The sequence below is a fragment of the Pedobacter aquatilis genome, assembly GCF_030409415.1.
Taxonomy (GTDB): domain Bacteria; phylum Bacteroidota; class Bacteroidia; order Sphingobacteriales; family Sphingobacteriaceae; genus Pedobacter; species Pedobacter aquatilis.
Map to the genome: position 1 here is coordinate 126,548 of NZ_JAUFPW010000008.1, position 15,353 is coordinate 141,900.

The 15,353-nt window shown below is 34.7% G+C and carries 8 protein-coding genes; 3 read left to right on the forward strand and 5 right to left on the reverse strand.

All coding sequences use genetic code 11. The annotated features are described in order from the left end of the window. Nucleotides 1–63 precede the first annotated feature (63 nt). The 5 genes from QWY86_RS01700 to QWY86_RS01720 all read right to left on the reverse strand — a co-directional run bounded on the left by QWY86_RS01700 (nt 64) and on the right by QWY86_RS01720 (nt 5,884). On the reverse strand, nt 64–297 hold the full coding sequence (locus tag QWY86_RS01700) for a hypothetical protein (protein ID WP_290238036.1): 234 nt from the start codon (nt 295–297) through the stop codon (nt 64–66). A gap of 150 nt (nt 298–447) precedes the next feature. Beyond that, the gene (uxuA, locus tag QWY86_RS01705) at nt 448–1,623 is read right to left on the reverse strand and encodes a mannonate dehydratase (protein ID WP_290238038.1); all 1,176 of its coding nucleotides are present in this window, start codon (nt 1,621–1,623) and stop codon (nt 448–450) included. Between the two features lie 3 nt (nt 1,624–1,626). Next, nucleotides 1,627–2,448, reverse strand: a complete 822-nt coding sequence (locus QWY86_RS01710) for an SDR family oxidoreductase (protein ID WP_290238040.1) — start codon at nt 2,446–2,448, stop codon at nt 1,627–1,629. Nucleotides 2,449–2,457: 9 nt separating this feature from the next. Continuing rightward, nucleotides 2,458–3,936 (reverse strand): glycoside hydrolase family 30 protein, encoded by a 1,479-nt coding sequence (locus tag QWY86_RS01715; RefSeq protein ID WP_290238042.1) that lies wholly within the window; start codon nt 3,934–3,936, stop codon nt 2,458–2,460. Between the two features lie 118 nt (nt 3,937–4,054). Beyond that, nucleotides 4,055–5,884 carry a glycoside hydrolase family 2 TIM barrel-domain containing protein gene (locus QWY86_RS01720; RefSeq protein WP_290238044.1) on the reverse strand — a complete coding sequence of 610 codons (1,830 nt, stop codon included), beginning with the start codon at nt 5,882–5,884 and terminating at the stop codon, nt 4,055–4,057. A gap of 355 nt (nt 5,885–6,239) precedes the next feature. Here QWY86_RS01720 and QWY86_RS01725 point away from each other — a divergent pair, with 355 nt between their 5' ends. The 3 genes from QWY86_RS01725 (at nt 6,240) to QWY86_RS01735 (ending at nt 15,342) form a co-directional block, all read left to right on the forward strand. Further along, on the forward strand, nt 6,240–7,253 hold the full coding sequence (locus tag QWY86_RS01725) for a LacI family DNA-binding transcriptional regulator (RefSeq protein WP_290238046.1): 1,014 nt from the start codon (nt 6,240–6,242) through the stop codon (nt 7,251–7,253). Nucleotides 7,254–7,322: 69 nt separating this feature from the next. Beyond that, entirely contained in the window at nt 7,323–8,159 is an 837-nt protein-coding gene (locus tag QWY86_RS01730; protein WP_290238048.1) for an MBL fold metallo-hydrolase, read from the forward strand. Nucleotides 8,160–8,781: 622 nt separating this feature from the next. After that, nucleotides 8,782–15,342, forward strand: a complete 6,561-nt coding sequence (locus tag QWY86_RS01735) for a polyketide synthase (protein ID WP_290238050.1) — start codon at nt 8,782–8,784, stop codon at nt 15,340–15,342. Nucleotides 15,343–15,353: the final 11 nt, after the last annotated feature.

Sequence of the window (15,353 nt, forward strand, 5' to 3'; positions counted from 1 at the left end):
TTTTTATTATAATGATTTAACTCGATGCAAATTCATTTGGTTAACCAATAAATCAATTTCCACCTAAGCATCTTCACCATTCCAAACATCATCATCGGCATGTTTAATTTCATCGTGACTACTGGTTGAAGAAGGAAGTTCATCATGATGATAATTTCTTTCGGGGTTTTCCGGTAAACTATCATCATTATCTACAGGATGCTTTCTAAGGTGTTCCGGCTTTTTTACCTCTGGTAAATCATCATGAATTACAGATGGTTTTAATATTTTCTTAGTAGGATTGTTATGCTCTTTCATAATTTATTTAAATTAATTGAACAAGCAAAATTTTGTAGGGTTGGAATGCTCTGCTTTATCCTTTTGATTAACAAAGTTAAACCTTTGGTGTTTTATATAAGCTATTAATTACAAAAAAATCCTGTTAATTGCTCAACAGGAATTAAATATCTAATAATTTCCGGTTACACCAACCTCAAGCCCCCGCAACTCTGCAAGACCTCTCAAACGCCCAATAGCAGAATAACCCGGATTGGTTTGTTTTGCTAAATCATCAAGCATTTGATGACCATGATCTGGCCTAAATGGTATGGATTTATCACGAAGCGCATTTTCATCGCTTAAAGCTTTCATAATTTCATACATATTTACATCACCACCTAAATGGTCAGCTTCGTAAAAACTACCGTCCTCGTCTTTTGTTACATTACGTAAATGTGCGAAGTAAACTCTGTTTTTTATAGCATTAAAAATTTCCAATGCATTATTATCTACCCCTGCGCCTAAAGAACCTGTACAAAAACAGACACCGTTAAAGGGTTTATTTACATTTTGAAGGATATAATTAAAATCATCAATGGTACTGGCAATTCTTGGTAAGCCTAAAATCGGATAAGGTGGATCGTCAGGATGTATGGTCATTTTAATACCTTCGCTTTCGCAAACATCAGCTATGGAGGATAGAAAATAAACTAAATTTTCTCTAAGTCCATTGAAACCAATTTTTTCATATTCGCTGATGCTGTTCCTTAAAGTTTCCAGTTCGATTTCTTTCTCGTTCGGGATACCCATTAAAACATTAATTCTCAAATCATCAAGCTCTTGCTGGTCTAAGGATGAAAACTTTGATTCAGCTCGCTCTAAAACAGATTTCGGATAATCAGATTTAGCATTAGGTCTTTTCAATACATATAAATCAAATACCGCTAAATCAATCCAATTAAAATACAAAGCTTTAGAGCCATCTTCCATTTCTAAATCCAATTGGGTGCGAGTCCAATCTAAAACAGGCATAAAATTGTAGCAAACTATTTTTATTCCGCATTGCGATAAATTTTTGAGAGAAGTTTTATAATGCTCGATATATTTATCAGCATCTGCCCTACGGGTTTTTATTGCTTCGTGAACTGGTACACTTTCTACAACCGACCATGTTAGCCCTGAAGCTTCAATTGTTGCCTTGCGTTCTAAAATATCTTCCAATGGCCAAACTTCGCCATGCGGAATATGATGCAATGCGGTAACAATTCCTGTAGCGCCTGCTTGTTTAACATCTTGTAATGAAACTGGGTCATTTGGTCCGTACCAACGCCAGGTTTGTTCTAATTTTTTATATTTTTTTTCCATAAATTATACTCCAGAATATGCACAAAATCCACCATCAACGGTTAAATTTTCTCCGTTAACAAATTTTGACGCATCGCTTAATAAATAAACCAAGGCACCAATTAACTCATCAGGATTACCAAACCTTTTAAAAGGTGTTTTAGTAATAATAGCCTCACCTCTGGCGGTTAAACTGCCATCCTCATTGGTCAGTAATGCACGATTTTGGTTGGTGATGAAAAAGCCGGGAACTATTGCGTTGATGCGCAATTTTTCTCCATAACGGTTGGCCAATTCTACAGCCATCCACTTTGTGTAACTATCTATAGCAGATTTTGCCAAAGAATAACCTAAAACTCTGGTAATTGCCTGTGAAGCCGAAACAGAAGAAATATTAACAATGCTTCCACCCTGTTTTGCAAGTTCTTTACCAAATATTTGAGTCGGCAAAATTGTACCAAATAGATTCAAGTCAAAAGCTTGTTTTAAAGCACTGATATTAATATCAAAAATATCTTTACCCGGCTGAATAACTGCTTCTGCAACGTTACCTCCAGCCGCATTAACAAGGGCATCTATTCTTCCAAATTCTGTAATAACTTTTGATTTTGCATTTAATAAATCTTCTTCATTTAAAACATCAGCGATAATGTAGATGGCTTTTCCACCATTTTTAACAACTTCATTTACTCTTAAACTGGCAACTTCTTCATTCCTTCCAATCACTACGATGGTTGCATCCGCAGCAGCGAGTCCATTTACAAAAGCTTCACCTAAAACGCCTGTGGCTCCGGTTACAACAACAACTTTATCCACAAGGGAAAAAATATTTAATTTTTTGGTCATTATAATTTTTTAATCGATTACTAGTGTTGTGATGGAATGCGGCAAACTGGTTGTAGTTGCAGCTTGGCCTTTAATCCAAAGGCTATATTTTAATTTTTCATCAGATTGATTCATCACGACTACCGCAATTTTACCATCGGTATTTATAAATGCAGTTGTTTGCAATTTATCGCGGCTTGAGGCGGTTCCTATCCGCTTGGCTCCGGGGCGAATAAACTTTGAGAAATGCCCCATATAGTAAAAAGCATTGGTGTAAATAAGTTTATCAGATTTTGTATCAGCATGTACAGGAGCAAAGCAAAAATTTCCAACGTGGTTAGGTCCACCTTTCTCATCCAAAAGTATGTTCCAATCTGTCCATGCAGCTGTTCCGCTATTAAAATCGTTAATCATCGAATAACCATATCGCTCGCCTAAAGTCCAATCGTCTAACTTATTAACGTCATATTTTTCTTTGCAACCTTCTGTAAAAATCAAAGCTTTATCAGGGTAAGCCTCATGCGTTTGCTTTACATTTCCAAACTGCATATCGCTACCTGTCCAGGTTTCGTACCAGTGAAAACCAATACCCCAAACATATTTAGCCGCATCTTTATCATTTAAAATAGTACTTGCCCGTTGAAAAATTTGATCACGGTTATGATCCCAAGCAATTAACTTTTTAGATGCCAAGCCAGACTTTTGGAGTGTTGGACCTAAGAAGTTTTTTATGAAATCTCGTTCTTCTTCGGCGGTGTAAATACATGATTCCCATCTTTGCTTTGCCATTGGCTCATTTTGAACGCTTAAACCCCAAATTGGAATACCAATAGATTCGTAAGTTTTAATAAATTTCACATAGTGATTTGCCCAGCTTTGACGATATGCAGGAAGTAAGTGTCCGCCTTGCAACAAGCTATTATTATCTTTCATAAAAGCCGGAGGCGACCACGGGCTAACGTACAAAGGTAATTTACCACCCGCAGCATTTATTGCTTTTCTAATTAAGGGAATTTTAAATTCCTTATCATGTGCTATGCTGAATGTTTTTAGTTCCTTATCATTATTTTGAACATAAGTATAACTTCCACTAGAGAAATCGCAGCTACCGATATTTGTACGAGCTAATGTATAACCAATACCGCTTGTTGGATTATAGTATTTTTCAAGCAATTCATCTTGATTTTGCTTTGAAAGTTTTGCAAAAGTTTCGGCAGAAGCATCAGTTAATGCACCACCAATACCTACCAGTGTTTGGTATTTAACAGTTGGATCAATAAATATGCAGGGTTCGGTTTCGAAGGGTTGCTTATTTTCGACAAAACTTAAAGTTTCAGTTTTTCTAATTCGGTAATCAGAATTCTGGGCAGTTACATAAACTGAAACTTTGCGGTTTACTAAATTGTAAGTTTGTGGTGATTTAACAACTTGCTTTGTTGTTTTTTTTACCTGAGACGAGGCAGTACACGCTGTTGCCAAAAGTAAAATTAAACTTAAATGATTTTTCATTAATTGCGCTTATTATATTTGGTTGTAAATTAAGTTATTGGTAAATAAATTTTATAAATCACTATAAGACAAAACAATAACCAAATTCAATTTAAGTTTAAATTTAATTAAAAATTAACTATTTATACTTCGCCTGCATTTGATTATAAAAATCTTTCAATACAAAAAATGCTTTTTTGCGTTTGCCCGTTTCACTTATTAATCCCTTTCTGTTCCAAAAATTTTGATAAACAGGGTGCTGTCTTCTTGGCGAACGAAAATCTGTTAAAATCCAGGGTGTCATACCACGCAAGGCCGCAATCTTACTTAACATTGTAATTTGATTTTTATACAGCGCTTCCTGATATTCTTCACTCCATCTAGTATTTTCATCAGCATGAAAACCGGCTAAAGCATCGCCACCAAATTCTGTTACAACAACCGGCTTTTTGTACTTTATATTAAAATCGTACTTTGTGATCTCGCTTGGTGTACCTCCAAAATACCAACCTGCATATTCGTTAAAGCTTACTAAATCAATTTTCTCACCTAAAGGATCATTTAAAATCATCGTATTTCCTTCTCTATGCACTTCTAATGCCGCAGCAATAAGTCTTGTATCATCTAAAGTTCTAGCTGTTTCTGCAAGGTTGCTCATAAAACTTAAACGGGCATCGCTTAGTGGTGTTTCGTTTCCAATCGACCAAACAATAACACTTGCCCTGTTTTTATCTCGTAGAATTAAATCGGTTAATTGCTGCTTGGCATTGGCATAAGTTACCGGATTTTCCCAGCTAATTGTCCAATAAACGGGCACTTCTGCCCAAACTAAAAGTCCCATTTCATCAGCTAAACGAATCATTTCTTCGTTATGAGGATAATGCGCTAAACGAACGTAATTACAATTCATATCTTTTGCCCATTGAAGCATCATTCGCATATCACCTTCACCACGCAAACGCCCGGCAAGAAGCGGATTCTCATCATGAAGGGATATTCCGCGTAGAAAAACAGATTTCCCATTAAGCATAATACTATCCCCTAAAACCTCGATATTTCTAAAACCAATTTTATCTTCTATAGATTCGTTGGCAGACTTGATTTTAACGGTATATAATTTAGGATTTTCTGGCGACCAAAGACTTAAATTATTCCAGATAAATTGTTCGCTAACTTTTCCTTCACTATCGGTTTTGTATTTCCGTTCGAGGTTAAGTTCTGGAATAGATACAGAAATTTCTTGTCCAGAAAATGAATCGGCAAGTTTTAAGCTAATGTTAATAAGGTTTTGGCTTCCTTTTTCGAGCTGAATTTTATAATCGCTTATATAATGTTCAGGTAGTTCGGCTAAATAAACATCGCGTGTTATACCGCCATAGTTCCACCAATCTGTATTTACCGTCGGGATTTCATCCTGCTTACGTGTATTATCAGCCTTAACAACCAAAGAGTTGCTACCAGCTTTTAATTTACCTGTAACATCAAACTGAAAAGGTGTAAAACCTCCTTTGTGTACACCTAATTTTTTACCATTAAGATAAACATGTGCTTCATAGTTAACTGCGGCAAAGTAAATTAAATAACGTTTGCCTTTTTCTGGTTGAGCATTAAACTTTTTACGAAGCCAAACTGTACCTTCATAAAGCTCAAGCTTTTCCGATTGCGAATTCCAATCGCCAGGAACATTCATTTGTGGCGAACCATCGAAATTGTATTCAATAAGTTCTGATTTATCTTTTTGTTCCTTATCATCGAAGAAACCACCAGCACCGGTTTTAGATTGATCAAATGGTTGATGTCTGTAATCGTAAAATCCATTTTCATAAGGATCTATAATATAATTCCACTTACCATTTAAGCTTTGAATTTTACGGGCCTGAATGTTTTGAATAGAGCTTACTTGAGCATGAGCAATGGAATAAAGGAGCGAAAAGCAGATTATAAAAACTCTAACTTTAAAATTTGGCATAATCATTTAATTTTTACGAACCATCATTTCCAAATAATGATAATTCTAGGGATAAAACTATAATTCGATTAATAATCAACTACTTCTTAACATTAACAGAAATAATTATATAACATTATTTCAAATATATCGATTTATTCCTATTGGATAGATTTGTGTAGAGTAAGGAAATTTTTTGCATTAAAAGTTAAAGACTCTGGTTTTGTAACATTCATTAAAACGAATGTAAAAAACCACAAAGTATAAAATCATCATACCCTGCGTAAAATCTTTGATTATTTAGCTTGATAGTGTTTCAAACGTTTGAAATAATTTGCATTTTTTCTTAACTATGCATTGCAGATCCGAGATAAAGATGAATAACACCCCAATTACATTAAAATTTTTAGCCGAAAAGCTTAAAATGTCAGTTTCTACGGTATCCAAGGCATTAAATAATTATCCAACCATAAACGAGTACACAAAAAAGCGTGTGCAGGAAATGGCAAAGGAACTTCATTTTACCCCTAATAAATCTGCAATTAATTTAAAAGAACGTAAATCGAGAATAATTGGAATTATACTACCAAATTTACTCGATCATTTTTTTACCAGAAGCATTTACGGTGTAGAGCAATTTGCTATGGCAAATGGCTATAATGTTATTATCGGTCAATCTCATGATGATTTGCAAAAAGAAATACAACTTGCAAACATGCTTTTAAAAAGCAGAGTTGATGGCTTGATAGTTGCAATTTCAAAAAACACACAAGACTTTTCGCATTTCGATCAATTTGAAGGTATTGGCACTCCTGTTGTTTATTATACTAGAAACCCAAGTTTTAACCTAAATTGCCATAAAGTTTTAGGCGATACTTTCCAAGGTTGCTATCAGGCCACAAAATATCTAATAGAAAGGGGGCACAAAAAAATTGCTTACCTCGGCGGACCTAAGATGAATAACTTTACACACGATCGTTTTAACGGGTATATAAATGCCTTGAAAGATAACAATGTGGCTTTCAATGCAGATTTAGTAGCTTATACTGATTTTGATAAGGAAAATACCATTTCCGCAATTCAGAAACTCTTTGGAAATTTTGACAGCACACCAACCGCATTGGTAGCTTTTAAAGAACAAATACTTTTTGATGCAATAAAATACTTGAGAAGCATTAACCATCCAAAAGTAACTGATATTGAATGTATAGGATTTGGAAATAGTTCTTTCATTAATTATCTAGATTTACCACCTATTGCATCTGTAGAGGAAAATCCTGAATCAGTTGGAGAAAATGCTATCAATTTGCTATTAAAACTGATTAACAACGAAATTGAGATAGAAAATTATCAAAAGGTAATGGTATCATGTAAGTTGGTTATTCACTAATATTTCAAACTTTTAGCGTTGATAAAAATCTTTGTCTGGAGTTTTAAATAGCCGTATATTGCAAAAATAATGGCATTATACTTTTCTTCACTAAATTCTGGCAGCAATGGCAATTGCTATTACATCGGCAACGAAAATGAGGCTGTTTTAATAGATGTTGGCATCTCTTGTAAAGAACTGGAGAAAAGAATGTATCGCTGTGGATTAGACATCCAAAAAGTAAAAGCAATTTTTATCTCACACGAGCATAGCGACCATATAAAAGGGTTATTAGTATTTTCTAAAAAGTATAATTTACCTGTTTACATCACGAGAAATACTTTAATTAACAGTAGGCTTGCCTTAGATTCAAATAACGTTATTTCTTTCAGCCATTTGGAAACTATTAAAATCGGTGGTTTGAAGATTTTAGGTTTTTCAAAGCATCATGATGCTGCAGATCCATTTAGCTTTACCATTGAATATAATAATACCAAAGTTGGCGTATTTACTGATATTGGTACAGTGTGTGATAGATTAATTACACAATTTAGAAACTGTAACGCTGCATTTTTAGAAGCTAACTACGATATCGAAATGCTAGAAAATGGCAGCTATCCATATTACCTCAAGAAAAGAATTCGAGGTGGTAAAGGTCACCTTTCAAATACCGAGGCCCTGGATTTATTTGTAAAGCATAAACCTGATTACATGAGCCACCTTTTGCTCAGCCATTTATCAAAAGATAATAACTGCCCTGATCTAGTAGAAAAACTTTTTAAAGCAGTAGCTGATAAAACTTTTATAGCTGTTGCTTCCCGTTATCAGGAAAGTGAAATATACTTCACAGCAAATCCAATTAATTTAGAAACTGAATATAGTTTCAATCCTCTCCTTCATCAACCAGCACAACTCAATTTATTTTAAAAATACTTGCTTTTAGGTATTGTTTAATCGTGTGTATTTTATGAGGTTTGTGCTGTTAGATAAATCAACGGGACGATTTAAATTAACGCTAGAAGAGATTAATTAATTTTAATCTCTTTTTTTAAAACAAATTATTTTGTTGTTGGTTATATATAAACTTCATAAATAGTTTGTTTGGTTTATTGGGGCTTATGGATTTAAGCCCCTTTCTCTTGTCCAACAACATTCAGTGATAAATTTTATATAGTTTTATATCAATTTGCTATATTTGACATATATTATTTATTAGAAAATCAATTAAATAATATTGGTTATCTTATGATTATAATCATTAAGACAACCACAACCCTTTACATTACTGCTAATCTATATTATAATTTTGTATATTATCAGAGTAAATTTAAGTCAACAACTCTCAAACCATGACTGCAAACTCCAAAAAAGGAAATCGAAAGCCTGTTTTTTTTCGCTTTCCAGATCCATAACACGTATTACTTAGTTATACTGACGATGTGACTTTTAGTCGTGCAACTAATTACAAACAGAAGTTTCACCCAGACTATAATTATATTTAAGGTTTTCCTTATATATTTATCTAACAATCATATTTTATCACTCTGCCATGAGTAGTAACAACACTATAATAAATCTATTTTCTGAACAGGCTAAAAAATATCCTGATAGAATAGCTTTGACTTTTGGTGACAATACTATCACATACAAACAACTCAATTTAAAATCAGATCAATTTGCAGAATATCTTTTGGCAAATGGTGCCAGCTATGGAAACATAATTCCTATTTGCATTAACAGATCGCTGGAAATGGTGATTAGTATAATTGCAATTATGAAGTGTGGTTGTGCCTACGCCCCTATCGATCCAAATTATCCTGTTGATAGGATAAACTATATAATTGAGGATTGCGGAAGTGATTTTGTTGTGAGCAATAACGATAGTAGTAAAAAATTTAAAACTAAAGCAGTATTAGTTGATGATTTTTTTACAATAAATAATCGATCCTCAGGCAGTTTTAGTAGAGAAAGCGTAATTGATACTACTCTTGCCTATGTAATTTACACTTCTGGCACTACAGGTAGGCCAAAAGGTGTAATGGTAGAGCATCGCTCGATATATAGTTACATCACTAATCAATCGGCATATTTTGGAATAAAGGCTGAAGAAAGAATAGTTCAATTTTCTAACTATTGTTTTGACGCCTCTATCGAACAAATTTTCCTTGCCTTAACAAATGGGGCAAATTTGTTTATAATAACGGAGGAATTGTTAGCTAACATTGAATCTTTCACGAGCTTTTTAGAAACAAATAAAATTACGCATTTACATGCTACTCCAGGCTTTATAGAAAATATTGAGCCAAAAGCAGTTACAGGTCTTAAAAGAATAGTGTCAGCCGGAGATATCTGCAAAAAAGAGCTTTACAGAAAGTGGCGCAATAAGGTAAATTTTTATAATAAATACGGCCCTACAGAAACTACCATATCTGTTTTGGAATGTTTATGTTCAGATGATATACTAACAGGTAGTAATTCATTACCTATTGGTAAGCCAATATCTGGTGTAACAATTTATCTGCTTGATGAAAACTTAAATCAGGTAGACAATACTCAAGTAGGTGAAATTTATGTCGGTGGTATTCAAGTTACCCGTGGTTACCTAAATAAAGCAGACTTAACTTCTAAAAACTTTATTGCAAGTCCTTTTGACAACAATGAGCGACTATATAAAACTGGCGATTTAGCAAGACAGCTTGAAGATGGGAACATTGAATTTAATGGAAGAATTGATGATCAGGTAAAAATTCGTGGCTACAGGATTGAACTTTCAGAAATTGAGAATACACTCCGTGAAGCACCGAATGTTAAACAATCAGTTGTTGTTGTTCAGCACGATGAAGTTGCAGGGAAGCGTCTGGTGGCTTATATCGTACCAGAAGAGCAATACGATAAAAATGATGTTTTGTTCCATTTAAGAGGTAAACTTCCAGAATACATGATACCTCAATTTTTCATCACATTGAATAGCATACCATTAACGTCTAATGGTAAAATTGATAAGGGCGTATTACCAATACCAGATGTAACTTCACTTTTAGCAAATGTGTTTGTAGCAGCAGAAAGTGAAACAGAAAAGACTATTTCAACAATTTGGAAAAGCTTACTAAATGTTTCGAGTGTTGGAAAAACAGATAATTTTTTTGAGTTAGGTGGAAATTCCTTACTAGCACAAAAGTTTATTATTAATTTAGGTGAGTTAGGAAAAAAATTACCAGTTGTAAAATTATACCAACACCCTACTATTGAACATATTGCTGCGTTCTTGGATGGCTCTATTGTTAAACCAAATCTCATCAGAAGGAAAAAATTAAGCAATACCAATGATAATGAAATCGCTATTATTGGTATGGCTACTCGTGTTCCAGGTGCAGATAATGTTCAGGAATTTTGGAATAATCTTATAAATGCAAAGGAGACCGTTCATTATTTTTCAGAGAATGAATTAGACATTAGTATATCTGCTGAATTAAAAAATGACAGCAGGTATGTTAAAGCAAGAGGTATTATAAATGAGCCAAAAAGTTTTGACCCTGATTTTTTTGGAATCAACCCGAAACTTGCGGCACTTATGGATCCACAACAAAGAATATTTTTGGAGGTTGCATGGGAAGCACTCGAACAGTGCAATCATGTACCTGCAAAATATGAAGGTTCTATTGGGGTATATGCCGGCTGCAGATTCAATACTTACTATACACATAATGTATTATCCAATAAAGAACTTATCGAAAATATTGGCGCTTTTCAAGTTGGAACGGTTAGCGATAAAGACTATTTAGCAACGCGAACTGCCTACGCTTTAAATCTAAATGGTCCGGCAGTAAATATTCAATCTGCATGTTCAACATCCTTACTAGCTGTTGCACAAGCCGTACAAAGCATTCGAGCCGGGCAATGTGATGTTGCAATAGCTGGAGGTTCAGCAATGCTAGTTCCGATAAATAGTGGTCATATTTATCAGGATGGTGCAATGTTAAGTGAAGATGGGCACAGTAGGGTTTTCGATGAAAGTGCTGCAGGCACCGTTTTTAGTGATGGTGCGGGTGTTGTTATTCTTAAAAGCAAATCGCAGGCGATATTAGATGGGGATTTGATTTATGCGGTTGTTAAGGGTGTTGGACTTAGCAACGATGGTAGCAGAAAGGGCAGTTTTACAGCACCAAGTTCAGAAGGACAAGCGAATGCAATTCTAATGGCAATTAATGATGGCGCTATTGCCCCTTCAGAAATTACTTATATCGAAGCTCATGGAACGGCTACTCCTCTTGGCGATCCGATTGAAATCGAGGGTCTGAATCTTGCATTTGGGCAACAACTGAAAAAACAATATTGTGCTATCGGATCTGTTAAAAGTAACCTGGGTCATCTTACGGCAGCTTCTGGCGTAATCGGTTTAATAAAAACGGCATTGTCAATCCATCATAAACAAATCCCACCATCGATAAATTATCAAAAACCTAACCCAAACATTGATTTTGAAAACAGCCCATTTTACGTTAACTCAACATTAAAAAACTGGGAAACTCAGAAGAAAATTGCCGGTGTTAGTTCATTTGGTGTAGGTGGTACAAACGTACATGTTATATTAGAAGGATTTGAAACTAAACAAAGCTTAAGTTCTGTATCGAGGCCTGTGCAATTATTGGCAATTTCTGCAAAAAATGAAACCAGCCTAAATAATTATGGTATAAGTCTTGCTAAATATTTAACGCAAGGAAATCGAGCACTGTTACCAGATATTGCTTACACTTTAAATGTATTCAGGCATCATTTTAATTACCGAAAATTTGTAGTAGCGGATAAAGACGATGGTATTGTTGAGCAATTAAGTAATCTTTCGGTTTTAAGCGGACTTGGAAAAAAAATTACAAAAAGCATAAAAGAAGTAGTTTTTATGTTTCCAGGGCAAGGCTCGCAGTTCCTAAATATGGGAAAGGCTTTATATGAGCATGAATCTGTTTTCAAAAATGCCATGGATGAATGTAACGCTATATTAAAACTTCATATTAACGAAGATTTATTATCCATCATTTATCCCGAGGAGATTACTGACGCAGCAGAAAACAAACTTAAGAATACTCGATACAGCCAGCCTGCTTTATTTATGTTAGGTTATTCATTGGCAAAATTATGGATGAGCTGGGGCGTTTATCCTTCCGCATTTATCGGCCATAGTATCGGGGAATTTGTTGCTGCATACTTTTCAGGAATACTAAATCTTCAAGATGCCTTAAAGATTATTTCAAAAAGGGGTTTTTTAATGAGTGAATTACCCGAAGGTAGTATGCTATCTGTTAGAGCAAAATTAGAGGATATTAATGACATACTACCTGAAAAAGTCTCAATTGCAGCTATAAATTCTGCTGACTTACTAGTTTTAGCGGGAGAAAGTTCAAGCATATCTTATTTTTCGAAGAAGTTAGATGGATTAAATGTTGCCAATAAGTTGCTGCAAACCAGCCATGCTTTCCATTCGTACATGATGGATGATGTAGTTGAGCCATTTAAGGCATCTTTTACAGAACTTAAATTAAATAATCCCCTTATTCCAATATATTCAACAGTTACAGGTCATATTCTTTCTGATGATGAAGCTACAGATGCATCTTATTGGGCAAATCATCTGCGTGCTACAGTTAACTTCGAGAAAGCTGCAGGTCGGCTTATTGATGACAATTCCGATAAGGCGTTTATTGAAATGGGGCCAGGAAATGCAACAAGTACATTTATCCGTCAACATAGATTAGGAAAGAACTGTACAATTATATCATCCTTAGATTTTCCAAAAAAAGAACAAACGGCCCATCATTCGATTTTAAGTGCTGTTGGAAATTTATGGATAAATGGTTTTGATTTTAACTGGAAACTTTTTTATCAAACCGAGAGCAGAGCTAAAGTATATGATTTACCTACATATGCTTTCAACAAATCAGAATATTGGGTAGAACCAGTGCATTTTGCGAATCTTAATACATCGATTCCTAATTTCCAAAACATTAAAACCGAACAGAATAAACCTTTACCAATAATGAGAAAGCAAGCATTAATAAAGCAAGTAAAAGATATCCTAGAGAATGCTTCGGGCTTTGAAATGGATAATGTTACACCGGATATGACCTTTATAGAAATTGGATTAGATTCGTTACTACTTACCCAAGTTGCACTTATTTTAAAAAAACAGTTCTCTTTGCCTATAACTTTCAGACAGTTGAATGAAGAGTTTGGAACATTAGATTTATTAACAAACTATCTCGATGCAAATTTACCAGTTGATGCGGTATCTGTTTTAGGGACACCTCAACAGCAAAATTATAGTGTTCAAAATAACAATCAAATCGCATTTAATCAAACCGTATCGAATAATTCCGTTGTTAATGGTTCAGCGTTGGATTTGATTGGGCAACAATTGCAGTTATTGGGCATGCAGATTTCCCTACTGCAGAACAACAATCAAAATCAGGTTGTTCAAAATAATGCTCAAGTATCTGCAACTCAACCAACCAAAGCAATTCCCACGCCTAGTCTTAAACCAACTTCTGATTTAACTCCTGAAGAAGAAATTGAAATAAAAAAACCTTTCGGTGCAGCTGCCAGAATTGAAAAGCAATCGGCTGCTCTAAATGATAGGCAAACAAAATATCTTGCTGATTTAACTACAAGATATACTGAAAAAACTAAAGCCAGTAAGAACTACACTCAAGAACATCGTCCACATATGGCAGATCCTAGAGTTGTTTCTGGATTTAAACCTGCCACCAAGGAACTCGTTTATTCAATTGTAATTAACAAATCCAAGGGAAGCCGTATTTGGGACATCGATGGTAATGAATATATCGATGCATTAAACGGGTTTGGCTCGAATATGTTAGGTTATCAACCGGATTTTATCAAAAATGCGCTTATAGATCAAATTGAAAAAGGTTATGAAATAGGTCCGCAGCATGAACTGGCAGGAGAAGTTTCGAAACTCATCTGTGAATTCACAAATTTTGACAGGGCTGGATTATGTAATACAGGCTCTGAAGCTGTTTTAGGTGCAATGCGTATCGCAAGAACGGTAACTGGCCGGTCTACTATTGTAGCTTTTACAGGTTCATATCATGGTATTGCAGATGAGGTAATAGTTCGAGGAAGCAAGAAACTTAAAACTTTCCCTGCTGCTCCTGGAATTTTGCCATCGGCCGTTCAAAATATGTTGATTTTGGATTATGGAACTGAAGAATCTTTAAAAATTATTGAAGAACGTGCCAATGATATTGCTGCAGTTTTGGTAGAACCAATACAAAGTCGCAGAGCGGATTTTCAACCTATCGATTTCTTAAAAAAACTTAGGAAAATTACAGAAGATTCCGAAACCGTATTAATTTTTGATGAAGTAATTTCCGGATTTAGGTTTCATCCAGCTGGTGTACAAGGTTTATTTGGGATACAAGCAGATTTAGGAACTTATGGAAAAGTTGCCGGTGGCGGTATATCAATCGGAATTATTGCCGGTAAAAAGAAATATATGGATGCGCTTGATGGTGGTTTCTGGCAGTTCGGAGATGATTCAATTCCAGAAATTGGCGTAACTTATTTTGCTGGTACTTTTGTCAGACATCCATTAGCCCTGGCAACCGCTAAGGCATCTTTAAATTATTTAAAGAAAATGGGTCCGCAATTACAGGAAAACCTAAATGCTAATGGAACATATGTTGCTAATACAATTAATGCACTTTGCCGTAAATTAAATGTCCCAATGTTTGTAGCACAATTTGGTTCATTGTGGAGAATTAAATTTATTGAGGAATATCCTTACACTGAATTATTTTTTACGCTAATGCGTTTGAAGGGTATCCATATTTTAGAAGGTTTTGCGTGTTTTTTAACAACCGCTCATTCCAACAGTGATATTCAGCTAATCATTAAATGTTTTGAAGAAAGTTTGATTGAGTTAAAAGAAGTAGGATTTATACCTGAATATAAACACCCAGATGTAGAAAATGCTGTGGTTGATTTAAATCATCCACCGGCTCCAAACGCAAGGTTAGGTAAAGACAAAGATGGTAATCCCGCTTGGTTTGTAAAAGATGAAACAAATCCAAGTAAATACCTTCAAGTAAATTAAATATATAAATA

Excerpts from the sequence above, each read along its gene's own strand:
- QWY86_RS01700 (WP_290238036.1), bottom strand. The coding sequence starts at position 297 with ATGAAAGAGCATAACAATCCTACTAAGAAAATATTAAAACCATCTGTA.
- uxuA (WP_290238038.1), bottom strand. The coding sequence starts at position 1,623 with ATGGAAAAAAAATATAAAAAATTAGAACAAACCTGGCGTTGGTACGGA.
- QWY86_RS01710 (WP_290238040.1), bottom strand. The coding sequence starts at position 2,448 with ATGACCAAAAAATTAAATATTTTTTCCCTTGTGGATAAAGTTGTTGTT.
- QWY86_RS01715 (WP_290238042.1), bottom strand. The coding sequence starts at position 3,936 with ATGAAAAATCATTTAAGTTTAATTTTACTTTTGGCAACAGCGTGTACT.
- QWY86_RS01720 (WP_290238044.1), bottom strand. The coding sequence starts at position 5,884 with ATGCCAAATTTTAAAGTTAGAGTTTTTATAATCTGCTTTTCGCTCCTT.
- QWY86_RS01725 (WP_290238046.1), top strand. The coding sequence starts at position 6,240 with ATGAATAACACCCCAATTACATTAAAATTTTTAGCCGAAAAGCTTAAA.
- QWY86_RS01730 (WP_290238048.1), top strand. The coding sequence starts at position 7,323 with ATGGCATTATACTTTTCTTCACTAAATTCTGGCAGCAATGGCAATTGC.
- QWY86_RS01735 (WP_290238050.1), top strand. The coding sequence starts at position 8,782 with ATGAGTAGTAACAACACTATAATAAATCTATTTTCTGAACAGGCTAAA.